This window comes from Pseudomonas sp. Tn43, assembly GCF_014192635.1.
Classification (GTDB): Bacteria; Pseudomonadota; Gammaproteobacteria; order Pseudomonadales; family Pseudomonadaceae; genus Aquipseudomonas.
Genome location: NZ_JACHYG010000006.1, coordinates 191,333 through 214,573 on the forward strand (window position 1 = coordinate 191,333; position 23,241 = coordinate 214,573).

At 56.8% G+C, this 23,241-nt stretch carries 20 protein-coding genes; 14 read left to right on the forward strand and 6 right to left on the reverse strand.

Annotation, left to right across the window (positions count from 1 at the left end; all coding sequences use genetic code 11):
- Positions 1–12: 12 nt before the first annotated feature.
- Positions 13–516 (forward strand): hypothetical protein, encoded by a 504-nt coding sequence (locus FHW68_RS17415; RefSeq protein ID WP_183681739.1) that lies wholly within the window; start codon positions 13–15, stop codon positions 514–516.
- 416 nt (positions 517–932) lie between these two features.
- On the opposite strand, the gene FHW68_RS17420 is transcribed toward FHW68_RS17415, so the two are convergent.
- The gene (locus FHW68_RS17420) at positions 933–2,144 is read right to left on the reverse strand and encodes a hypothetical protein (protein ID WP_183681742.1); all 1,212 of its coding nucleotides are present in this window, start codon (positions 2,142–2,144) and stop codon (positions 933–935) included.
- Between the two features lie 1,052 nt (positions 2,145–3,196).
- On the opposite strand from FHW68_RS17420, the gene potE reads away from it, so the two are divergent.
- Positions 3,197–4,537, forward strand: a complete 1,341-nt coding sequence (potE, locus tag FHW68_RS17425; RefSeq protein ID WP_183681745.1) for a putrescine-ornithine antiporter — start codon at positions 3,197–3,199, stop codon at positions 4,535–4,537.
- A gap of 46 nt (positions 4,538–4,583) precedes the next feature.
- Complete coding sequence (locus tag FHW68_RS17430) at positions 4,584–5,489, forward strand: amino acid ABC transporter substrate-binding protein (RefSeq protein ID WP_183681748.1); 906 nt, start codon at positions 4,584–4,586, stop codon at positions 5,487–5,489.
- Between the two features lie 113 nt (positions 5,490–5,602).
- Here the strand turns inward: FHW68_RS17430 and FHW68_RS17435 are convergent, their stop codons facing one another.
- A complete protein-coding gene (locus FHW68_RS17435; RefSeq protein WP_183681751.1) occupies positions 5,603–5,800 on the reverse strand; it encodes a YbdD/YjiX family protein in 198 nt (65 codons plus the stop codon).
- 15 nt (positions 5,801–5,815) lie between these two features.
- On the reverse strand, positions 5,816–7,873 hold the full coding sequence (locus FHW68_RS17440; RefSeq protein WP_183681754.1) for a carbon starvation CstA family protein: 2,058 nt from the start codon (positions 7,871–7,873) through the stop codon (positions 5,816–5,818).
- Positions 7,874–8,302: 429 nt separating this feature from the next.
- Between FHW68_RS17440 and FHW68_RS17445 the strand changes: the two genes are divergently transcribed.
- Both FHW68_RS17445 and FHW68_RS17450 read left to right on the forward strand, forming a co-directional pair.
- A complete protein-coding gene (locus FHW68_RS17445) occupies positions 8,303–9,664 on the forward strand; it encodes a cache domain-containing protein (RefSeq protein WP_095633975.1) in 1,362 nt (453 codons plus the stop codon).
- A 33-nt stretch (positions 9,665–9,697) separates the two neighbouring features.
- Complete coding sequence (locus FHW68_RS17450; RefSeq protein WP_183681757.1) at positions 9,698–10,330, forward strand: response regulator transcription factor; 633 nt, start codon at positions 9,698–9,700, stop codon at positions 10,328–10,330.
- 6 nt (positions 10,331–10,336) lie between these two features.
- Here the strand turns inward: FHW68_RS17450 and FHW68_RS17455 are convergent, their stop codons facing one another.
- Entirely contained in the window at positions 10,337–10,861 is a 525-nt protein-coding gene (locus FHW68_RS17455) for a transporter suffix domain-containing protein (RefSeq protein ID WP_095633977.1), read from the reverse strand.
- Positions 10,862–11,048: 187 nt separating this feature from the next.
- Between FHW68_RS17455 and FHW68_RS17460 the strand changes: the two genes are divergently transcribed.
- The 3 genes from FHW68_RS17460 to FHW68_RS17470 are packed head-to-tail and all read left to right on the forward strand — an operon-like array spanning position 11,049 to position 14,756.
- Positions 11,049–12,572 (forward strand): efflux transporter outer membrane subunit, encoded by a 1,524-nt coding sequence (locus FHW68_RS17460; RefSeq protein WP_095633978.1) that lies wholly within the window; start codon positions 11,049–11,051, stop codon positions 12,570–12,572.
- Positions 12,573–12,577: 5 nt separating this feature from the next.
- Positions 12,578–13,717, forward strand: coding sequence for an HlyD family secretion protein (locus FHW68_RS17465; protein WP_095633979.1), 1,140 nt, complete (start codon positions 12,578–12,580; stop codon positions 13,715–13,717).
- Positions 13,707–14,756, forward strand: coding sequence for a DUF2955 domain-containing protein (locus tag FHW68_RS17470; protein WP_183681760.1), 1,050 nt, complete (start codon positions 13,707–13,709; stop codon positions 14,754–14,756). The genes FHW68_RS17465 and FHW68_RS17470 overlap by 11 nt, the downstream gene beginning before the upstream one ends.
- On the opposite strand, the gene FHW68_RS17475 is transcribed toward FHW68_RS17470, so the two are convergent.
- Together FHW68_RS17475 and FHW68_RS17480 are read right to left on the reverse strand one after the other, a co-directional pair.
- Positions 14,746–15,051: a hypothetical protein gene (locus FHW68_RS17475; protein ID WP_183681763.1), complete on the reverse strand. Its 306-nt coding sequence runs from the start codon at positions 15,049–15,051 to the stop codon at positions 14,746–14,748. The genes FHW68_RS17470 and FHW68_RS17475 overlap by 11 nt on opposite strands.
- Positions 15,048–15,974: a helix-turn-helix domain-containing protein gene (locus FHW68_RS17480; protein ID WP_183681767.1), complete on the reverse strand. Its 927-nt coding sequence runs from the start codon at positions 15,972–15,974 to the stop codon at positions 15,048–15,050. The genes FHW68_RS17475 and FHW68_RS17480 overlap by 4 nt, the downstream gene beginning before the upstream one ends.
- Before the next feature lie 160 nt (positions 15,975–16,134).
- Between FHW68_RS17480 and FHW68_RS17485 the strand changes: the two genes are divergently transcribed.
- The 6 genes from FHW68_RS17485 (at position 16,135) to FHW68_RS17510 (ending at position 23,238) form a co-directional block, all read left to right on the forward strand.
- Entirely contained in the window at positions 16,135–17,493 is a 1,359-nt protein-coding gene (locus FHW68_RS17485; protein ID WP_095634013.1) for a glutamine synthetase family protein, read from the forward strand.
- A 154-nt stretch (positions 17,494–17,647) separates the two neighbouring features.
- Positions 17,648–18,736 (forward strand): polyamine ABC transporter substrate-binding protein, encoded by a 1,089-nt coding sequence (locus FHW68_RS17490; RefSeq protein ID WP_095633983.1) that lies wholly within the window; start codon positions 17,648–17,650, stop codon positions 18,734–18,736.
- Positions 18,733–20,034 (forward strand): FAD-binding oxidoreductase, encoded by a 1,302-nt coding sequence (locus FHW68_RS17495; protein WP_095633984.1) that lies wholly within the window; start codon positions 18,733–18,735, stop codon positions 20,032–20,034. Before FHW68_RS17490 ends, FHW68_RS17495 begins: the two co-directional genes overlap by 4 nt.
- Before the next feature lie 282 nt (positions 20,035–20,316).
- Positions 20,317–20,913: a paraquat-inducible protein A gene (locus tag FHW68_RS17500; protein WP_095633985.1), complete on the forward strand. Its 597-nt coding sequence runs from the start codon at positions 20,317–20,319 to the stop codon at positions 20,911–20,913.
- A complete protein-coding gene (locus FHW68_RS17505; RefSeq protein WP_183681770.1) occupies positions 20,910–21,602 on the forward strand; it encodes a paraquat-inducible protein A in 693 nt (230 codons plus the stop codon). The genes FHW68_RS17500 and FHW68_RS17505 overlap by 4 nt, the downstream gene beginning before the upstream one ends.
- Positions 21,583–23,238, forward strand: coding sequence for an intermembrane transport protein PqiB (locus FHW68_RS17510; RefSeq protein WP_183681773.1), 1,656 nt, complete (start codon positions 21,583–21,585; stop codon positions 23,236–23,238). Before FHW68_RS17505 ends, FHW68_RS17510 begins: the two co-directional genes overlap by 20 nt.
- Positions 23,239–23,241 lie beyond the last annotated feature (3 nt).

Here is a 23,241-nt window from a genome sequence, read left to right on the forward strand (position 1 = left end):
AGGAATTCACAAATGAATGAGAAAAAACAACCCAGCTCACTAAACGGTGGCATACATCTAAATAAAATCCCGTACAAGCTCAATCAGCTCCCGTACAAGCCCACTATCACACTCGCGGTCGATAAATTAACTCAAAGTATTATCGGCTTCTCAATTCTGGAAACACCGATCACACAAAACATTCAGATTTATAATTGTCAACTGAAAACCATGCTTGTCAACTACATTCGGAATGCAATGGCACGCCACTTTGCTGGCAACCCAGGCTACTTCCGCGTTGACAGTTCGCCCGAGTTAAGTAATGCCAGCTATGTTAAAGCAATGAAAGAGCTTGCTTTGCAACCAAAGCAAGCCGGGTATAACAAAGTAGTTGGAACGATTGAAATTGATCACACAGTGGCAGACATATTTGTGACCCAGTCACAGTCCCCCCACCGATATTCCCGACCATTGCCTAAAAATCCTCCGTTTGGTGAACTGTGGCGTCAGCGCGGTCACCGGTTCCCGCGGAGTTAGTTAGATAGTGTTGAAGGTGCTCATGCGCTCAGCATTCAAAGCAGTAGGGCTGAGCAAGTTAAATTTTCCCCAAAGGGTAGTTGGCGCCTTGTCGTCAGCTACTTGCTGCACCGTATAACCACAATCCGGTGTAGATGAAGGGGAGACATACTTGGGGTGGGGCCTACCTAGGTAGCGTTGAAGTGCGTAACAACGAGAGATGTAAAGTAATCCATCGTCGCGGAGATAGTCTCGAGATTCAAAGTCCAGAATCAGAAAACGTTGGTGAGGGATGGAGTTTGTCGATAGTCACTTAAACCATTGAATCTGAACCGTCCGCATTTAAAAAACTCCGTATAGTTTATAAAAGATCCTGTCACTGTGCCTGCTGTTACAGAAATTCGGCCTTCAACGCCTTCGATTCCTTCTGCATCCCATTAATCGAGCGAAGCTCTCGGAAGCTGAGTCTTATGCGGACTACCACGCCTCTTCGGTTCTCGCTTAGGCATAGGACGTGATCTCCGAATTACCCACAAAGAGAATTTTTGCGGTATTTCCTGAGATATGTTGAGATCATCACTGCTGTGATTTTCAACTAATTGATAGAGTTCATGACGCAAGCTTTCCATCATTTCTGCAAGATAGTCATATCCGAACCCTTGCTCTTTTTCTGGACGCCTAAATATATGCGTATCTGACAAAGGCTGATCCCATGCGAGACCAAGATATCTGAGATAACGCTGAATATATGGATCTATTTGTGCGTCAAGCTTATAAATACGCTCCGTGGGCGCGCCTGAATCAGTTACGAAATACCACTCGCCACTTTGACGGTAAAACTGGCTCAAAAGTCCTGTGGAGTTAGACGCGCGACATAACGGCTTGATTGGCAAATTGGAGTACCGCGCAATCGCCATTGCGAATAGAACAAGCTCATATTGCCATTTACCCTTACTGAATTCAGTGGCCTTTTCAAATACCCAGTCTAATTCAAACGAACTCATCTTAAAGAGTAGTTTTCTGTGCTCCCTTCGTAAACTGCGAGGAGGCCGTTTGGTAGGAATTTCACGACGAAGCTTTTCCACAATATTCGCATCGAGGTAGGTGAGGGGATATGAAGCCTTTTGGGATAAGTAAAGAAAAAAATCCAGGATCAACGTCCGCTCTTTATCAAGCTCCCCCCAATATGGCGGCATCACCGCACCATCTGAAAATTTACGCTTGAAAGGCCTCCAATGTTCATTTATCGCCCATTTCTCATAAGGCTCATTCTTATTGCTTACAAACCGACTAAAACTGCTGGAGCACACCCATGAAGAGTCTGGGATTTCAACGAAGTCCAGGTATCTTTGTATATCCACCTGATCCCAGTCAAATACCGATTTTCTGGCGACAATGAAACTCCAATTTAAAGCCCGTTCCAGAGATACCGAGTATTTCCGAAGATGCCTTTCAGACGCGCCGTCGAAGGAAACCACTTTGTGAAGTAGAAACATCGAGGCCGCGTCGTAGCATTCCAGGGCGTTGCAGGAATTATCGAGGGATTCTAGTTTCGCCCTAAGATGCGCATTGGTAGGTAATCCGGTGTTAATGCTGGCTCCCCAGCCGGTCGGGGCCAACATTGGGACAGGCTGATGCAAAATAGACATTGGCTGTTCCAGAACGTACTAGACTGTATGGGAGAAATTATGGCCTAGGTTGAGCGGAACAGGCGTGATTATCAACGCAGGGCAACATCAGTTACGAGGTCGTTGCTATATCGATGCGAGCGCACCAAGTCAGGGTAGCTAGCAGTCCGGTTTTTAGGTCTGAAGGAAGCAAGCTTCGTACGGGGACATTCTGAAGGAGCAGCGAAACCTTACCTCGCAACGCATTGATTTATCACGAAACGGTTTTTAGATCTGAATCTCTGGTTTTTAGGTGCCGCTAACATCATGAACATATCTGACATAGCACCTCGTTTAACATAATATACATTACACGTAACAACGTGTTTCAGAGTTAACCTGGTTGCACGCGGATTTTGAAGCCCCTTATTTCACCCAAGCCCCTCATTCCTTGGATCAGCTTTCCAACAACTCTGTACGCTCGGGAAATTGCTCTCTGAGCTTCTGCCGACGGTTCATCTCCATAATGCAGAATCAGATCCTGGTGAACCCGCTTCACTAATCAAACCGTATACCGCTAAGACGCCACCAGATATACAGCGGCAAATATTGCCCAGCGATAACGTCGCTGCCCGGTATTCATACCGTATGGAAAAATCAGGCTGTATTGAATCGGTTTACCAAATGGTAGTAATGAACGATGTCCGATTGATTCAAGTGAAAACGATCTATAGGCCAATCCTGAGCAAGCAACGAATGGATTAATCTCCATTAAGCTAGCCCTGACGTGTTGATCGAAATAAAGCATCAAAAAACTGCCTCCATATGAGGCTCCAAAGCCGATACCGCGATCACTGCGTCAGCGTAGAGAATTTGAAAATCGCCCTCTCTTTGAATGGCTTATCTATCAAGCAAATAGCCATAATAGTTTATAGCTATACTAAATAACCATTTAGTCGTTTTATCGCACTCCTCACCTCGCTCTGGGCGTTGCCCGCACATTCGAGAACTCACTGCGATAAATCTGTTCGACGGACTATGACTACGGCAATCAGGACTATGTTCTATGTGGTGAGCAGATCAAGGAGTTTCCGATGGCCGATTCAAGCAAGAAAATGAGCCTCATGGGGCTTACCACTCTGGTGACGGTGAACATGATGGGCTCGGGCATCATCATGTTGCCGACGAGCATGGCCCAACTTGGGGCTGTTTCGTTGCTGTCATGGATCGTCACTGCCGTCGGTTCGATGGCCATTGCTTACTGCTTTTCCCAGTGCGGCATTTACTGCCCGCGCTCAGGCGGGTTGTCTGCCTACACCGAAGAGGCGCATGCCAAATCAGGCTTCTTTCTCTGTTCGTATCTGTACTTTCTCTCGCTGGGCATCGCTAACGTGGCCGTCGCCATTTCAGCAGTGGGTTACATGACACCGTTCGTGCCCTGGCTGGGCAGCGGCGCGATTCCTCTGTTCATCGGTACGGTTAGCCTCCTCTGGTTGACCACCGTGGCCAACTTCGGAGGCCCCGGTATCACCGGCAAGATCGGCGCGATTACCGTGTGGGGGGTGATCATCCCGGTGGCCGGGTTGAGTATTATCGGCTGGTTCTGGTTCAAGCCCGATGTGCTGATTGCCGCCTGGAACCCGAATACCCTGCCGATCTCCGACGCCATCAGCAAGGCGATTCCCCTCACCCTGTGGGCTTTCCTTGGCATGGAATCGGCGGCACAGGCTTCCGATGCAGTGGAAGATCCCAAGCGCACCGTACCCTTGGCCTGTCTGTTCGGCACGCTTGGCGCGGCAGTGGTCTATGTGCTTTCGACTACGGTCATTCAGGGCATTGTACCCAATGCCGAACTGGCCAACTCTTCGGCGCCCTTCGCGCTCGTCTATGCACATATGTTCACTCCCATCGTCGGCAACATCGTCATGGCGCTGGCAGTAATGGCTTGTGTCGGTTCGCTGCTGGGCTGGCAATTCACCCTGGCGCAAACGGCGAAGATGACTGCTGACCGAGGCATGTTCCCGAAATTGTTTAGCAAGGTCAGCGCACAGAATGCGCCTATTCTCGGCATGCTCGTCTGCGGCGTCTTTCAGACCTTGATGGCCCTGTCGACCATCTCGCCCAATGCCAGCGCCCAGTTCGGAAAACTCGTCAGCCTGGCAGCTGTGACCAACCTGATCCCCTACGTGACAGCTGCCACAGGTCTATTGGTCATGATGTACAAAGCCAAAGTCAGTACAGGGATCTACACCCGCAACACGATGCTATTACTGATCGCCGTGGGCTATTCGTTGTATGCCCTTTATGCCTGCGGCAAGGATGCCGTATTCGGTGGCCTCATTGTCCTTGCATTCGGCTATCTGCTCTATGGCTTCCTCTCCAAGCGTTTTGTCGATGCGTCTCCAACCGCTCAGATCAGGGCCGGCAATCCTTAGTTTTATCTTCAGGACAGCACAGACATCCGATACGGGGCGCCAGGATATGAACGTACGATTGACCAAAGCCATTAACTTGCTATTCGTCTGCCTGCTCACAATGGTGCCGGTACTCGCCGGTGCCAATACCCTTGAACGCGTGCGGGTGAGCAATACGTTCACCCTCGGTTATGTGCCGGACTTCGCTCCCTTTTCCGTCCAGGCAGGCGACAAAGCCAACGGTTATGCGATCGAGCTTTGTCTGAAGGTCGCCGACAAAATCAAGACGGAACTGGATTTGCCCGCGTTGCAGGTACGTTACCGCCCCGTCGTCGTCAACGACGAGATGAATGCCGTGAGCTCGGGCGAGATCGACCTCCTCTGCACGCCGACGCCCCCCACATTGGCGCGCCGCAAGCGTGTGAGTTTTTCGATTCCAATCTACACGGCCGGCCTTTCGGTAGTAGTGCGTCAGGAAGCACCTGAGGCGTTGCTCAATGTACTAAACGGCAAAGTAGCCCATGCCGGGCCGACCTGGCGTGCGACCATCAATCGGGGGCTGGCCAACCTGACCTATGCCGCCATCGCAGGTGGTGTCACCGAGGCATGGATCCGTCAGCAGATGCGATTACTCGGTGTGGTAGCTACCCTGGTCACGGTCGAGAACATTGAAGCGGGCCTCAAACTTGTCGCCGACGGCAAAGCCGATGCCTTCTTCGCCGAACGTATGATGCTCAAGAAGCTCCTCGCCAATAACTATTCCGCAGGGAATCTGGTCTTGCTGGATCGAGTTTTCGAATACTTGCCGACTTCAATGGCAATGGACCGAGACGATGAAGATTTCCGTTTGCTGGTCGACACTGCGCTGAGTGAAATGTATCGATCGGGCGAGATCGAGCAGGCATACGACACTCACCTGGAAGGTATTACTGACACGGACAAGAAGCTGTTCAAGGTCTACGCAATACCGTAGAGGCAAGCCAAAAACACAACAAAAAAGCCCGGCTTGCCGACGGTAGCGTCTTGAAGATCGCTATCGCCGGCAGGCCGGGCTTCTAAAGCACAATGCCGCTTAAAGGTTTCGCATCAACAGCATTTCGGTCCCGCCTTGCTGCCGTAACGGGCTTCCTGACGTTCGCGAAAGAACACTTCGTAACTCATCAGCGGTTTGTCCGGGTGTCTGGTTTGCATATGCTCGACATAAGTGTCGTAGTCGGGCATGCCGACCATCAGGCGCGCGGCCTGACCGAGGTATTTACCGAGGCGACTCAGGTCATTGAACATGGGCACCCTCCTCCATCAAGCATCCGGCAAAGCCTGGAACGGCGCTTCTTTATCCGTACGCTCCTTGGTGCCCCAGGCGGCAATGCCGACCTTGAGTGCAAAGAACAAGATGCTAAACACCACGAGCAAAAACAGCGCGGTCAGCGTTGCGTTGGTGTAGGCGTTGTAGATCACATGCTGCATCTGCTCGATGCTCTTGGCCGGGGCCAGGACCTGCCCGTTGGCCAACGCATCGCTGTATTTCTTCGCCAACGACAGGAAGCCGATGGCCGGGTTGGCGTCGAACAGTTTGATGAAGCCGGCGGTGGTGGTGCAGATCAGCAGCCACACGGCGGGCAGCATGGTGACCCAGATGTAGCGTTGGCGCTTCATTTTGATCAATACGACAGTTGCCAGCATCAGCGCGATACCCGCCAGCATCTGGTTGGAGATGCCGAACAGCGGCCACAAGGTGTTGATCCCGCCCAACGGGTCGATCACGCCTTGGTACAGCAGGTAACCCCACATCGCCACGCAACCGGCGGTGGCGATCAGGTTGGCGGTCCAGGATTCGGTGCGTTTCAGCGCTGGCACGAAGGAGCCGAGCAAGTCCTGCAGCATAAAGCGCCCGGCCCGGGTGCCGGCATCCACCGCGGTCAGGATGAACAGCGCCTCGAACAGGATCGCGAAGTGGTACCAGAACGCCATGGTGTTTTCACCCGGCAGAAGTTGGTGCAGGATCTGCGCGATACCAACCGCCAGGGTCGGCGCACCACCGGCACGGGCCAGAATGGTGGTTTCACCGATGTCCTTGGCCACCGTTTGCAGGGCTTCCGGCGTAATCGCGAAACCCCAGCTGCTGACCGTCTGGGCCACCGAAACAGCATCGGAGCCTACAAGGGCCGCCGGGCTGTTCATGGCGAAGTACACGCCTGGTTCGATCACCGACGCGGCCACCATGGCCATGATCGCCACGAAGGACTCCATCAGCATGCCGCCGTAACCGATGTAACGGGCATGGCCTTCATTGGCAAGCAACTTAGGCGTGGTGCCGGAAGCAATCAGTGCGTGGAAACCGGACACCGCGCCACAGGCAATGGTGATGAACAGGAACGGGAACAACCCACCCTTCCACACCGGCCCGGTGCCGTCGATGAACTGGGTCAATGCCGGCATTTTCAGATCGGGCATGGTGATCAGGATGCCGATCGCCAGCGCAACGATGGTGCCGATCTTGAGGAAGGTCGACAGGTAGTCACGCGGCGCCAGAATCAGCCACACCGGCAGGACCGCCGCGACGAAACCGTAGCCGATCAGCATCCAGGTGATCTGGATTCCCGTGAAGGTGAACGCCTTGGCCCACACCGGGTCAGCGGCAATCTGCCCGCCCAGCCAGATCGAACCCAGCAGCAATGCCACGCCGATCACCGAGATTTCGCCGATGCGGCCCGGACGGATGTAGCGCATGTAGATGCCCATGAACATCGCGATCGGGATGGTCGCCATCACCGTGAAGATGCCCCACGGGCTTTCGGCCAGGGCCTTGACCACGATCAGCGCCAGCACCGCGAGGATGATGATCATGATCAGGAAGCAACCGAACAGCGCGATGGTCCCGGGGATGCGGCCCATTTCTTCACGGACCATGTCGCCCAGGGAACGACCGTTGCGGCGGGTGGACATGAACAGGACCATGAAGTCCTGAACCGCACCGGCCAGCACCACCCCGGCAATCAGCCACAGCGTACCGGGCAGGTAGCCCATCTGCGCCGCCAGGACCGGACCTACCAGCGGCCCCGCGCCAGCGATGGCGGCGAAGTGGTGTCCGAAGAGCACGTGTTTGTTGGTCGGTACGTAGTCCAGACCATCGTTGTTGAGTACAGCGGGAGTGGCTCGATTGGGATCGAGCTGCATCACCTTGGTGGCGATGAACAGGCTGTAATAGCGGTATGCGACGAGATAGATAGCGACTGCTGCGACGACGATCCAGAGGGCGTTGATGGCTTCGCCGCGGCGCAGGGCCACGACACTCAGCGCAAACGCTCCCAGGACAGCCACGGCAAACCAGGCAAGGTGTTTAGCCAGACGGGGCATAGCGTGTCTCCTGCCGACAGCCATGGCTGCGGCGGTAATTTTTATAATTGTGTCCGCTGTGCGGAGCCAGCCCAATATCTGCGCATGTTGTCGACAAATAAATCCGCGTTACTACGTACGGGGTGTCTACGTAGTTCTACGTAGACGCCACTGATCTCTCGGATGAAATGCAACACCTGTGGGAGCGGGCTGTGGCGAGGGGGCTTGCCCCCGTTGGGCTGCGAAGCAGCCCCGAGAAATCTCTGATGTACCCAGGATCTTGTGAGTGCTACGCACTCAAACGGGGGCAAGCCCCCTCGCCACAGATCACAGGTTTTTTGTGTTTCATCATGGCCGCAGGTCATTCTGTCCAGCACTGCTACTGGAGGCGGGTATCTTTGGCATATGATGCCGGGCCTTCGCCTTCCCTTGGCCTGGCCAGGAGTAGAGATGCAGCTCAAACACAAAATCGTTGCGCTCGGGATTCTGCCGCTGGTGTTGGCGATCGCCGTCATCTGCGCGCTGGTGATTTCGCTGAACCGGCAACTGGGCGATCAACAGGCGCAACTGATTGAAGACAGCATTCTGGCGAGCAAGCGTGCGGAGCTGAAAAACTACGTCGAAATGGCCCAGAGCCTGATCGCGCCGCTGTATGACAACGGCCGGGGTGACGCCCGCGCGCAGCAACAAGTGCTCGAAGAACTGCGCAAGCTCAGCTTTGGCATCAACGGCTACTTTTTCGTCTACGACCACCAGGGCCGCAGCCTGATGCATGCGCGCCAGTCAGAGCTGGTGGGCAAATACCTGTGGGACATGACTGACCCTTACGGGCTGCCGGTGATCCAGGCGTTGCTCAAAAGTGCGCAATCGGGTGAAGGTTTTCAACGTTACGCCTGGAACAAACCCTCTTCGGGCCAAGTGACCGACAAGCTCGCTTACGTAGTGATGCTGGACCGTTGGGGCTGGATGCTCGGCACCGGCATCTACCTTGAAGACGTTGAACGCGCCACCCGGCAGGCCCGTGACGAGGTGGCTCAGGGCATCCGCAAAACCATGCTGGCCATAGCCGCGGTGGCCCTCGTTGCGGTGCTGTTCGTTTTCGCCAGCGGCATGACACTGAACGTCAGCGAGCATCGCCTGGCCGATAAAAAACTCCAGCGCCTGACCCAACGCATCGTCAGCCTGCAGGAGGAAGAACGGTCGCGGGTTTCCCGAGAACTGCACGACGGCATCAGCCAGCTGCTGGTGTCCATCAAGTTTCAGTTCGAACTGGCCAGCCATGTGCTGGAAAATGGACAAGATAAAGGATTGAGCATTTTAAGAGACGCCACGGAGCGCCTCGGGGATGCGATTGGCGAAGTGCGCAGCCTCTCTCACGACCTGCGCTCGTCGCTGCTCGACACCCTCGGCCTGCCGGCGGCTATCGGTCAACTCGCCGCAGAATTCGAGCAACGCAGCGGTCTGGTCGTGACCTTCAACGATAACGAATTCGACTGTCATCTGGTCGATGGCGCCGCCGTATCGTTGTTTCGCATCGTACAAGAAGGCTTGACCAACATCGAACGCCACGCCCAAGCAAAAAACGTCATCATTACCCTGCACGGTTCTGAAAAGTCCGTACGGTTGACAGTGATCGATGACGGTATCGGTTTCAACGTCGCCCAGGTCGAACGTCGTCACGCGGGCATTGGCCTGCGCAACATCCGTGAGCGTGTCGAGCATTTTGGCGGTCGATTCGAGCTGACATCGATGCCGGGAAGAAGTGAGCTGGACGTGCTACTGCCGATGAAACGGCCGGGTACAGAACGCTGACCCAACCTATAACAATTAGAGTGAATGCCTGCGATGAACCTGCCCTACCCGATCCGCGTCGCCCTGGTCGACGATCACTCCCTGGTTCGCGATGGAATCAAATCGCTGCTGGGGGTCATGGCGCAACTGGAAGTGGTAGGAGAAGCCGAGAATGGCGCCGATGCCATTGAAATGGTCGGGCGCTGCCAGCCGGACCTGTTGCTGGTCGACATCAGCCTGAAGGACATCAACGGCCTCGAGCTGACCCGGTTGTTACGCAGCCAGTACCCAACGCTCAAAGTGCTGGTGTTGAGCATGTACGACAATTATGAATACGTGAGTGAGTCCGTTCGCTCGGGTGCCAGCGGCTATGTGTTGAAGAACGCGCCTTCACGGGAAATCATTGCGGCGATCGAAGCGATTGTCAGTGGCGGGACGTTCTACAGCGCCGAGATCGCACAGCGGCTCATTGCCGATAAAAGTACCGACAATGAGCTGACTCCGCGCGAAAACCAAGTGCTGTACAAAATGGCGCAGGGGCTGAACAACAAGGAAATGGCTCGCGAACTGGACATCAGTGTCCGGACTGTAGAAACTCATCGCCTGAGCATCCGTCGCAAGCTCAACATCGACAAACCCGCTGCACTGGTAAAGTACGCGATCGATCACGGGATCATTTCACGTTAGAGGCGTTCACACCGCGGTTGTATTAACGACACGTGCCTTGCGTATAAACAATGCACGGACCTTGTCCCAGAAATTTCCACCCAGCACGAAAAAGCTGCCGATCAACATGGCATCGCCCAGTGCCTGGAGCTGCCAGAGGTTTGGTCGCAGCCCCGGCCAAAGAGTGTCAACGTAGGGTTCGAGAAATGCCGAAATCAGCGGCAGGCAAAACATCACAAGACCGATTCGATGGCGAGCCGGGCCTACTTCCACGTCTGCCGACGGTGCAAGCGTGGAGACGTAACCAAACATGCTGCGCTTGAGTTGCTGAAAGCCGGATTTACCCATGATTGCAATGACGAGAATTAACAGAACCTTGTTGCTGATAAACAAAATGCCTGTCAGTGCCGCGATCTTTGAGCCGGGTACATCCACTGCGGCAGCAAGAGGCACCATCAGCCAGGAGCCCAGCATCAAACAAATAATCGCAATGCCCAGTTTGAAACGCCAACCGGTGGAGCTTGGAGCAATGTTGTCCTGAGGGCTACTCATGGTCTTCTTAACCTTCATTTTTTTGCCAGGATTAATGGATCTTGAGAAGCGTAGCAGTTAGTCGATCCCAGATCATTCACCATGAGCTTGTATTTCTCGCAGCTGTACTAACCTAAGCGAACCAACGCCATTTCAATATCAGGTATGTTCGGATGACGTTTTCCCAAGATCTACTATCAGTGCACCGATGCTGACGCGCTCTAGTCCATTGCTTCTGCTGCTCGTCCTTGGCCTTGGCGGTTGTGTCCGTCTGGGGCCCGATTTTCAGCCTCCCGGCGAAGCCTGGACAAAACTCTGGAGCAGCCCCGCGCTTGAGCAAGCCAGCCAACGAAGCCTGAATCCCGACATTCGCCAGTGGTGGCAGGTGTTCGCCGACCCGGTCCTCGACGCGCTGATCGCCGAATCGGATGCGCACAATTCCAACTTGAAAATTGCCGGCCTTCGCGTCATGGAAGCCCGTGCCCGGTTGGGTATTGCGCAAAGCGGGCGTTATCCCCAACTGCAGCAGGCCAGCGCTGACAGCTTGTACTTCAACCGCCAGCAGTCCGGCGGGAACAACCCGCAAGACAGCCACTTCTGGCAGCACAGCGCCGGTTTTGATGTCGGTTGGGAACTGGACTTCTGGGGGCGTTTCAGTCGAGCGATCGAGTCCTCCGATGCCAGTTACTTCGCGGCTCAGGCCAACTATGAAGACGTTCTGGTACTGCTGCGTGCTCAGGTGGCCGATACCTACTTTTCGTTGCGCACCACCGAGGCGCGTTTGCGCGTCGCCCGAGAAAACGCCCAACAGCAAAAGCGCAACTTTGAGATCACCGAAAAACTGTTCAACAGTGGCCAGAGCGCCGAACTCGACGTGCAACAAGCCAAGACCCAATACCTGGGCACCTTGAGCAGCATCCCGGATTTTGAAGCGCAAGTCGTGCGCACCCGTAACGCGCTGGCTGTGCTGATCGGACAGCCACCCAGCGCCCTGCCCCAATTGCTTGAACACGAGGGACTGATTCCGCTGGTGGACCGAGCCGTGCTACAAGACGTACCGGCCAGCCTGTTGTTGCGCCGACCGGACGTGCGCGCCGCCGAGCTCAATGTCGCAGCCCAGTCGGCACTGATCGGCGTCGCGCAAACCGACTTCTATCCGTCGCTGACCTTGCTGGGCAGCATTGTCTGGACCACCGATACGCTGAGCGGCACTTCCAACAGCCTGGACCTGATCGGCGGCCCCAGTTTGCGCTGGAACCTGTTTGACCATGGCCAGATCAGCAACAACGTGCGTATACAGGATGCGCGCTTGCAGCAGCTGATTGAGGTTTATCGCGACAAAGTCCGCCAGGCCGCACGGGAAGCCGATGATGCCGCCAGCAGCCTGATCAAATCGCTGGAGCGCGAGCGCATCCTGGGTGAAGCGCAGGTCGCCGCGGCGCGTTCGTTGAGCCTGGCCAGCACCCAATACCGGGAAGGTTACTCGGACTTCCAGCGCGTGCTGGATGCGCAACGCGCATTGCTCGAACAGCAGGACAATTACCTGCTCAGCCGCAGTAACGCCGTGAGCAACCTGATCGCGCTGTACAAAGCCCTGGGTGGTGGGTGGTACAGCACACAGCCGACAGTCGATCAAAACACTCGCCAACAAATGGAACAACGTACCGACTGGGGCAACCTGCTGAATGAGCCAGCCCCGTCGCAAGCCTCCTATCCCGAGCCGAAAGGTTAAAGCCGATGACTGAACCCTCGCCGCCCGTTACTGAGGCGCCCTCCCCCAAGGCATCCGAACCTGCCGCCGATCCTGCGAAAAAGGGCATCAGATGGGTATTGCTGTTGATCGTCCTGAGCCTGGCCTGGTACCTGTTGGCGGACCGTTTCACACCGTATACCCAACAGGCTCGGGTGGGTGCGTTTGTCATTCCGGTGGCTTCCGAGGTGGCCGGCCGGGTGACCCGAGTGAATGTGAGCAACAATCAGGATGTCAAGGCGGGCGATGTGCTGTTTGAAGTGGACCAGCAGCCCTATCAAATAGCCGTCGACCGTGCACGTGCAGACCTTGAATCCACACGCCGCCAGATCGGCGCCAGCACCGCCGGCATTGCTTCGGCTCAAGCCAATTTGCGCGCAGCCCAGGCCAATGAGCTCAAGGCCCGGCAGGATAACGAACGCCTCGAAGGCTTGTACCGGGAAGACCGGGGAACCATTTCCTTGCGCTTGCTCGAAGTCTCTCGAGCCACCCGTGAACAGGCTATCAGTCAGGTCGCCGCAGCCCGTGCCGAAGTCCAGCGGGCACGGGAACAGGAAGGCGGCAGCGAGGAAGACAACGCGCTGTTGCGCAGCGCCGCCACGGCGTTGTCAAAAGCTGAACTGGACTTGTCCAACACGCAGATACGCGCACGGTCAGCGGGATTGATCACCGACCTGCGCACCGATGTCGGACAGTTCGCCACTGCCGGCAGCCCGGTCATGACCCTGATTGCCATCCATGATGTATGGATCAGTGCAGACATGACCGAAAACAACCTGGGCCTGGTCGAGGTCGGCACCCCGGTTTCGATCGTGCTGGATGCCCTGCCGGGGAAGATTTTCGAAGGCCGTGTACGCAGTGTCGGTTACGGTGTCAGCGTCGGTCAGAGCACTGCGCCCGGTACCCTTCCCAGTGTGCAGAACAGCCGCGACTGGCTGCGTCCGGCCCAGCGTTTTCCGGTGATTATCGAGTTCTCCGAGGCCTCACGGAAAACGCTGTTCGACAGCCGCGCCATCCGTGCCGGTGGGCAGGCCGAAGTGATGGCATTCCCGACTCAAGACAACCCGTTGAACCTGCTCGGTCGTTTGTTCGTGGGGTTCATGAGCTGGCTGAGCTATGCCTATTAAGCGCTCGCCGACCCAGCGCACGCCCCGGGTTCAGCGGGCGTTGCGTATGGGCACAGGCACTGCATTGTGCTTGGCGGTCAGCTTCGGCCTGGGCTTGCCGATCCCTTTTCTCGCGCCGGTGCTGGCCGTGTTACTGCTGGCTTCTCTCAACCGGCCGTTGCCATTGAAGGCCGGTTTGATTCTCGCTCTGGCTGCGATGCTCACCACCGGCGTCGGCCTGTTGTTGATTCCGGTCCTGCGTTACTACCCGATTACCGGCGTGCTGCTGATTGGCATCAGTATGTTCCTGGCATTTCGTTTTGGCCTGCGCGGCGGCAATGCCTTGATCATGACCTTCATGATCATTGGCCTGACGATGATTTCTTCGGCCGGCGTCGCCGAGTTCGATCTGGCGATGATGGTCATCGGTGCCCTGGTCAAGGGGTTGATCCTCGCCGTTCTCGTTGTGGGGATTAGTCACTGGCTGTTTCCCGACCCCGCCAATGCGCCGTCCCCACCCGCCGCCAGCGCTTTGCCGGAGCAAGAAGTGGGGAGGGTTGCACTGCGTGCGACCCTGATTGTCATACCGGCATTCCTGTTGGCCCTGATTGACCCGGCGAGCTATCTGCCGATCATTTTGAAAGCGGTCAGTCTCGGCCAACAGAGTTCGACGACAACGACACGCAACGCTGCCCATGAACTGCTCGGTTCGACCTTCATGGGCGGGCTGTTGGCTGTTGGGTTCTGGTGCGCGCTCAGCCTGTTCGTGCACTTGTGGATGTTCTTTCTGTGGATGCTCCTGTTCGGCTTGCTGTTGGCGCGCAAACTCTATGCCCTCAGCCCGACCCGACAAACCCCGGGGTTCTGGCTCAACAGTCTGGTCACGCTAATCATCCTGCTGGGCCAGTCGGTTCAGGACAGCCTCGCCGGGAAAGACGTCTATACCGCCTTCGCCGTGCGCATGGGATTGTTTATCGCCCTCACGCTCTATGCCTTGCTGATGGTCCACCTACTTGATCGGCGGCAGCGCAATCCACGTGTCACTCAGCTCACGGAGTGACCTGATAACCCCGCCCTTGCAGGCAGTCGTGATAGTGCTGTTTTACATCGACCTCGACCTGCTCATAAAACTCGTCGTGTTGACGTCCTCGTACCTGCGTAGCATCCATCGCAGCACCCTCCGAGGGTGGCGGGCTCGAGGTGCCCTGACTGGTCGTAACGTTGTTGCAATCGTTGATGTCCAGCTGGATTTGTTGCGAGCTCTGCCCATTCAAGGGCACGACCGTTTCGGCCAGAACCTGGGTATAGGCCATCGACATGACGGCAGACAGACTGAAAAACACTAACCGACTCATGATGACCTCCGACACGCTCCGCTGTGTTTGCGGGCCAGCGTCTGGCTGGGAAGTTCCTGGAACAACGCTCGATAGCTGTTGGAAAACCGTCCCAAATGCCAGAACGACCAATTCATCGCCACTTGCGCGACCGTCGTTTCCCCGGCCGTTTGCCTGAGCAATTCGCGGCGGGCGCTGTTGAGCCGACGCAAGCGCAACCACTGCGTGGGGGTCATTGCGGTATACGCCTTGAACGCATGCTGCAACTGGCGCAGCGAAACCCCGGCCACCTGGGACAGCTCCAGCAAATTGAGGGTTTCTTCCGGTGTATCGGCAGCCCATTCGGCGACGCGTTTCATGATCGTTCGTCCCTGCGCCCGGCGCTGCAAACCTGCATGATCCAGGCACATACAGGCGTTATCGAGGATGTACAAACAGTCTTCCAGCAGTTGCTGGGTCAACGCCTCTTTGCTCGGCGGATCCAGCGTCTGCGTCAGCCGCGTCAACGTCCCGCTCAACCAGCGGCTGAACAGCGCGTTCTGACCTGAATTGAGCGGCGACATGAACAAACCTTCAAGTTGCGCCACGTCCAGGCCATGCCGCTGAACAAATTCGGGACCGAACACCACGGCGATTTCCTGGTAGTTCTCCGGGGTGATCCAGATATTGCGGCTTTCACCATTCAACACGTACAGCGAGTTGTCGCTGCGATCGAAACAGAATGCCAGCGAGCCTTGCGGGGCGCTGAAATTCTGCTCGACCCGGGTGTTCATCTGTTCTTCGTAAATCTCGACGCCTTGCAAATCCAGATAGCGCACCCTGCCGGCGAAATGCCCCGGGGACATTTGCTGATAGTGCTGCACCCAACCCGGTGTGGCGCGGATTTGCTCGGCCACATCGGCGGTGTTGAACGCTTGAACCTGCAACGGATTGCACGTTGTCATGGGCAGTCTCGCGCACTCTTTTGGTGCGTTGTGTGCGATTTAAAGTGGATAGATGGAACGGCAAGGCTCACCCAAGATAGTCGTCAACGCGCCACAGGGGAAGTGTCCGGTGGATGAAGCCGCCCTCCCCGGCGTCAATCAGACCAACAATGAGGTTTTTATGAATGCCCCTTTCGATCAGCTGTTCACGTGGCTGAAAGATCACAAGATTACCGAGGTCGAGTGTGTGGTCAGCGACTTGACCGGCATTGCTCGCGGCAAGATTGCACCTACCAACAAGTTCCTGCATGAGCGAGGCATGCGCCTGCCGGAAAGTGTGCTGCTGCAAACGGTAACCGGGGATTTTGTCGACGACGACATCTACTACGACCTGCTCGACCCGGCCGACATCGACATGGTTTGCAAGCCCGTCGCCGACGCGGTTTACGTCATTCCATGGGCCATCGAACCAACCGCCATCGTGATCCATGACACGTTCGACAAGTTCGGCAACCCCATCGAACTGTCGCCGCGCAACGTGCTGAAGAAAGTGCTGCAGCTCTACACCGACAAAGGCTGGAAGCCGATTGTCGCGCCAGAAATGGAGTTTTACCTGACCCAACGCTGCGAAGACCCGGACTTGCCGCTCAAGGCGCCACTGGGACGCTCCGGCCGTGCGGAAAGCGGTCGTCAGTCATTCTCCATCGACGCCGCCAACGAGTTCGATCCACTGTTTGAAGACGTTTACGACTGGTGTGAACTCCAGGGCCTGGACCTCGACACGCTGATCCATGAAGACGGCCCGGCACAGATGGAAATCAATTTCCGTCACGGCGACGCGCTGGATCTGGCGGACCAGATCACCGTGTTCAAACGCACCCTGCGCGAGGCGGCACTCAAGCACAACGTTACCGCGACCTTCATGGCCAAACCGATCGGCGACGAACCCGGCAGTGCCATGCACCTGCACCAGAGCGTGGTGGACATTGCCACTGGCCGGCCGATTTTCGCCGATGCCGACGGGCAGATGAGCGAGCTGTTCCTGCACCACATCGGCGGCTTGCAAAAATACATTCCCCAAGTGCTGCCGATGTTTGCGCCCAACGTCAATTCCTTCCGCCGCTTCCTGCCCGACACCTCGGCGCCGGTCAACGTTGAATGGGGCGAAGAAAATCGCACCGTCGGCTTGCGCGTACCGACCTCCAGCCCCGACGCCATGCGCGTGGAAAACCGCTTGCCGGGTGCCGACGCCAACCCTTATCTGGCGATTGCCGCGAGCCTTTTGTGCGGTTATCTGGGCATGGTCGAAAAAGTCGAACCGAGCGCCGCGGTGCAGGGCCGCGCCTATGAGCGACGCAATCTGCGCCTGCCGATCACCATCGAGGACGCACTGACGCGCATGGAAGAGTGCGAAACCGTCGAGCGCTATCTGGGCAGCAAATTCGTGCGCGGTTACGTCGCGGTCAAACGGGCCGAACACGAAAACTTCAAACGCGTGATCAGCTCCTGGGAGCGCGAGTTCCTGCTGCTCAGCGTCTGATCCTGATCGTTTCCATGCTCCGCGTGGGCACGCAGCCCGGGACGCTCTGCGTCCTAGAAGCGGACGCGGAGCGTCCGTCGAGGCATTCCCACGCAGAGCGTGGGAACGATCAGGAAACGCCTGAACAAATCCAATAATTAAAAGAAGTGTCGATATGCGTCTATTGAAAACGGTGGTTCCGGCCTCGCTGGCCTTGCTCTTCAGCGTAACTGCACACGCTCAATCAAGTGTGAGCGTCTACAACTGGACCGATTACATCGGCGAGACCACCCTCGCCGACTTCCAGGCCAAAACCGGGACCAAAGTGATCTACGACGTATTCGATTCCAACGAAACCCTGGAAGGCAAACTGCTCGCCGGCCGCACGGGTTATGACGTGGTGGTGCCCTCCAACCACTTCCTGGCGCGCCAGGTGAAGGCCGGCGCGTTCCTCAAACTGGATCGCTCGCAGTTGCCCAACTGGAAAAACCTCGACCCGAAACTGCTGGCCTTGCTGGAAAAAAACGATCCGGGCAATGAACATTCGGTGCCGTATCTGTGGGGCACCAACGGCATTGGCTACAACGTCGACAAGGTCAAGCAAGTGCTGGGCATCGATCGCATCGATTCCTGGGCAGTGTTTTTCGAGCCGCAGAACCTGAAGAAGCTCAGTCAGTGCGGCGTATCGATGATGGATTCGGCCGACGAAGTGTTCCCGGCGGTCTTGAATTACATGGGCATGGACCCACGCAGCGAAAATCCCGAGGACTTTAAAAAGGCCGAAGCCAAACTGCTGACCATCCGGCCTTACATCACCTATTTCCATTCGTCCAAATACGTGTCGGACTTGGCCAATGGCGATATTTGCGTCGCGTTCGGCTACTCGGGCGATGTGTTCCAGGCGGCGAACCGTGCCAAGGAAGCGAAGAATGGCGTGAATATCGCCTACTCGATTCCCAAGGAAGGCAGTAACCTTTGGTTCGACCTGCTGGCGATTCCTGCTGACGCCAGCAACCCGAAAGAGGCTCACGCATTCGTCAACAACCTGCTGGATCCGCAGGTAATCGCCAAAGTGAGCGCTTCGGTCGGTTACGCCAATCCAAACCCGGCGGCCAAGCAATACATGGACCCGGAGCTGGTCAGTAATCCAGAGGTCTATCCTCCTCAGGAAGTGCTCGACAAACTCTACATCTCCACCACCCCGCCCCAGCCAATCATGCGCCTGATGACCCGCTCCTGGAGCAAAGTGAAGTCCAGCCAATGAATCAGTACGATCATCAACACGCTCATTCCTATTACGCTGCCTCGGCCAAGGGCATGACACCTTACCCAGCGCTGGGCTCGGATCTTGAAGCCGATGTCTGCGTGGTGGGCGGTGGCTTCACCGGGGTCAATACCGCGATCGAACTGGCGCAGCGCGGACTCTCGGTGATTCTGCTGGAAGGCCGGCGAATCGGCTGGGGCGCCAGCGGGCGTAACGGCGGCCAGTTGATCCGCGGTATCGGTCACGACGTCGAAGGTTTCGCCCGTTATGTGGGTCAGGAAGGTGTGCGCTATCTAGAGCGCGCAGGCATCGAATCGGTGGAACTGGTGGGCAATCGCATCCGTGAGCATGGGATCGATTGCGACCTGCGCTGGGGCTTCTGTGAACTGGCTAACACCCCGGCGCAGTTCGAGGCGTTCAATGCGGAACTGCAAAAACTTGCCGAACTGGGTTACCGCCATGAAACCCGACTTGTCGGCCCCGAGCAGATCCGCCAGCAAGTGGTGGGCTCCGATGTTTATGCCGGCGGCCTGATCGACATGGGTTCGGGTCATTTGCATCCGCTGAATCTGGTGCTCGGCGAAGCGCACGTTGCCGAGTCTCTTGGGGTGCGAATATTCGAACAAAGCCCGGTGCTGGAATTGATTCATGGCAGCACCGTGCAGGTTCGTTGCGCTGGCGGCACGGTTCGCGCCGGCAGTCTGGTGCTCGGTTGTAATGCGCACCTGGAAGAACTCGAACCACGCCTGAGCGGCAAGGTGCTACCGGCAGGCAGTTACATCATCGCCACCGAGCCTTTGGCACCTGAGCTTGCCGCGCAATTGATCCCGCAGAACCTGGCGCTGTGCGACCAGAAAGTCGGCCTCGATTACTATCGGCTCTCGGCAGATCGACGCTTGCTGTTTGGCGGTGCCTGCCATTACTCCGGGCGCGATCCGAAAGACATCGGCGCATACATGCGGCCAAAAATGCTCGAGGTTTTTCCGCATTTGGCGGATGTGCGCATCGACTATCAATGGGGCGGCATGATCGGCATCACCGCCAACCGCTTCCCGCAGGCAGGACGGTTGAGCCAGTACCCGAACGTGTTTTATGCCCAGGGTTATTCCGGTCATGGCCTGAACGTGACCCACTGGTGCGCACGCTTGCTGGCTGAAGCGATTCATGCCGGACACAGCAAGGGCCTCGATGTGTTCAGCGCCGTCCCGCACATGACCTTCCCCGGTGGCAAAGCCCTGCGTTCACCGCTGTTGGCCCTTGGTATGTTCTGGTATCGCCTGCGCGAATTGCTTGGCTGAAGTTCGGGACAAGAACCTTACACAAACCTGTGGCGAGGGGGCTTGCCCCCGTTCGGCTGCGCAGCAGTCGTCAATATTCTTTATGCGGTATGCCTGACGGAATTAGATGGCAAATTGTGGGGCCGCTTCGCGACCCAACGTGGGCAAGCCCCTCGCCACAAATGGCTATCGGATCTTGATGGTGCCAGTGCATCCTTGATCAGGCTTTTATTTGCTCAATCGCAAGTCACTTCTATATTGAGGGTGTGCTCTGACTTCCCTGTCTTATGGCGAGTGCGGCCTATGGCTACGACTGACCAACTGATCATCTGCGAGCACTGCGACTGCGTGTATGAAAAAGTCACGCTTGCCAAACATCAGAAAGCCCTGTGTACCTGCTGCGGCGGCGTGCTGCAGCGTTATAACGGACTGTCGGTGGAGCAGCGTCTGGCCTTGGCCTTCACGGCAATGGTGCTGTGGATTTTCGCCAACTTCTATCCCGTCATGAGCATCAGCCTCAAGGGCCTGAAAAACAGTGCGACGCTGTGGGATTCGGTATTGGCATTGAGCCAGGGACCGATCACCTTTATTGCGCTGGTGGCGGCGATATCGATCATCATCGCGCCGCTTTTTCAACTGGCGTTGCTGATCTGGGTCCTGAGCTTCGCCCTCGCGCATCGGCGCTCGCCAGGCTTCAAGCTGTGCATGCGCTGGCTGGAAACCCTCAGGCCCTGGAGCATGCTCGAGGTTTGTCTGCTGGGGGCAATGGTGGCGGTGTTCAAACTGGCAGGCATGCTCGATGTCATACCCGGCCTTGGCCTGTTTGCCCTGGCGGTCCTCAGCCTGCTGCTGATCCGCATCGCCGGGCGCGATGTCCGTGAATTGTGGGACACCTTATGAACAGGCCACCGCTCGCCAGCGAACTTAACTTGTGCCTGTGCCATAGCTGCGGCCTGGCCTGCGACATAAAGGATAACCCTCACGAATGCCCGCGCTGCGGCGCGCCGCTGCATGCTCGCAAAACCAACTCATTGACCCGCACATGGGCTTACTTGCTGACCTCGCTGGTGTTTTATATTCCCGCCAATCTGCTTCCGGTCATGAACACCAGTCTGTTCGGCAGTGGCTCCGATAGCACCATCATGAGCGGTGTGCTGGAGTTCTGGGCACACGGTGCGTGGGACATTGCCCTGATTATTTTCATCGCCAGCATCGCGGTACCGGGCATCAAGTTCGTTGCCCTTTCCCTGCTGCTGATCACCGTGCAGCGCGGCAGCCACTGGGCGCGCAAGGAGCGTTCGAAGCTTTACCGTTTCGTCGAGCTGATCGGCTACTGGTCGATGCTCGATGTCATCGTTGTCGCGCTCGTCGCCGCGCTGGTGAAATTCCAGGCGCTGGGCGATATTCAGCCGCGCATGGGGATTTTGTTCTTTGGTCTGGTGGTGGTATTCACCATGCTGTCAGCCATGAGTTTCGACCCGCGGCTGATTTGGGATGAAAAGCGGGATAACGAGCGGGATGAAGTGCCGGCTAACGAGCGCAATAACCCACCAAACGAGGAGGTCATGGATGAAGTCGCAAGCCACTGATGGGCCGCAAGACCCTGGCCAGGCCAGTATCAAGACCCGTCGCTTCAGCGTTTCGCTGGTATGGATTGTGCCGCTCGTTGCGGTGCTGGTGGGGATCTCCCTGGTGATACACAGCGTGATGCAGGAAGGCCCGACCATCACCGTCACGTTCAAGACCGGTAGCGGTCTTACGGCCAACAAGACCGAGGTCAAATACCGCAACGTGGTCATCGGCCATGTTTCGGAAGTGAAGCTGAGCAACGATCAGAAAAGCGTTAACGCCACGATCAAGCTCGACAAACAGGCTGAAAACTTCACCCGCGAAGATTCGCAATTCTGGGTCGTGCGCCCGCGCATTGGTGCCGGCGGCGTATCGGGCATCGATACCCTGCTGTCAGGCGATTACATTGGTGCCGACATCGGCGTGGCCAATGCCCGTTCCAAACACTTCATTGGTCTGGAAAACCCGCCGCCCATTACCTATGGCGAGCCAGGCAAGCGTTTCATGTTGCGCACCCCGGACCTGGGCTCGCTGGACATCGGCTCCCCCGTCTATTACCGCAAGATTCCAGTCGGGCAAGTGGTGGCGTATGCGCTGGATGCCGACGGCAAAGGGGTGAACATCGAAATTTTCGTGCATTCGCCCCATGACGTCTTCGTCACGCAGAACACCCGGTTCTGGAACGCCAGTGGTATTGATGTGAACGTGGGTGCCAACGGTTTTGCGGTGAGTACCGAGTCGTTGTCTTCGTTGTTGGTGGGCGGTATCGCGTTTCGTGCGCCGGAATACAGCCCCGATGATCAGCCAGCCAGCGAGAATAAAGCCTTTGAGCTGTTCGAAGACCAGCAAACCGCCCTCGCGCCACCTTTTGGCAAGGGACAGTACCTGAGTTTGCGCTTCGATCAGGCAATGCGCGGGCTGAAGGTCGACGCGCCGGTGGAGTTCCTCGGCATCGAATTTGGCAGAGTCGTCTCGGTCAATCTGGATTTCGACGCGAAAAAGCGCAGCTTCCCGGTCAATGTCGGCATTGTGATCTATCCGCAACGCCTCGGTCAGGCTCATTTAAAGATGCTCGAGGCTTTGAAGCATGACCCGAATGACGAAGCCGCTGGCGTACGGCTGATGGGCAGCTTCATCGAAAACGGCCTGCGGGCCCAGGCCCGTAGCGGCAATCTGTTGACCGGTCAGCTCTACATCGCGCTCGACTTCTACCCCGACGCAGAGAAAGTCGTGTTCGATCCAACCGCCCGCCCCGTGACCATCCCCACCATCCCTGGCAGCCTCGAGCAGTTGCAGGAAAAACTGGAAAACATGGTCAACAAGATCAACCAGCTGCCGATCGATCGAATTGCCGGCAATCTGGACAGCAACCTCGTCGAACTGCGCAAGGGCCTCGTACAGTTCAACGCCAGGACCCTGCCCGGCGTGCAGACCACCTTGGGGGACGTCAGCAAGGCCTTGCAATCGGCCAGCTCGACCTTGGCTGATGATTCGCCGCAACGGGAGCAGTTGACCCAGACCCTGGACGAACTCGGGCGCATGTCACGCTCCTTGCGTGAACTTTCGGATTACCTGGGCCGGCATCCGGAATCGCTGATTCGCGGTCGTCCTGACAATGCCGCACCGATGGATATGAAGGCGCCACCGCGCAACTGACCA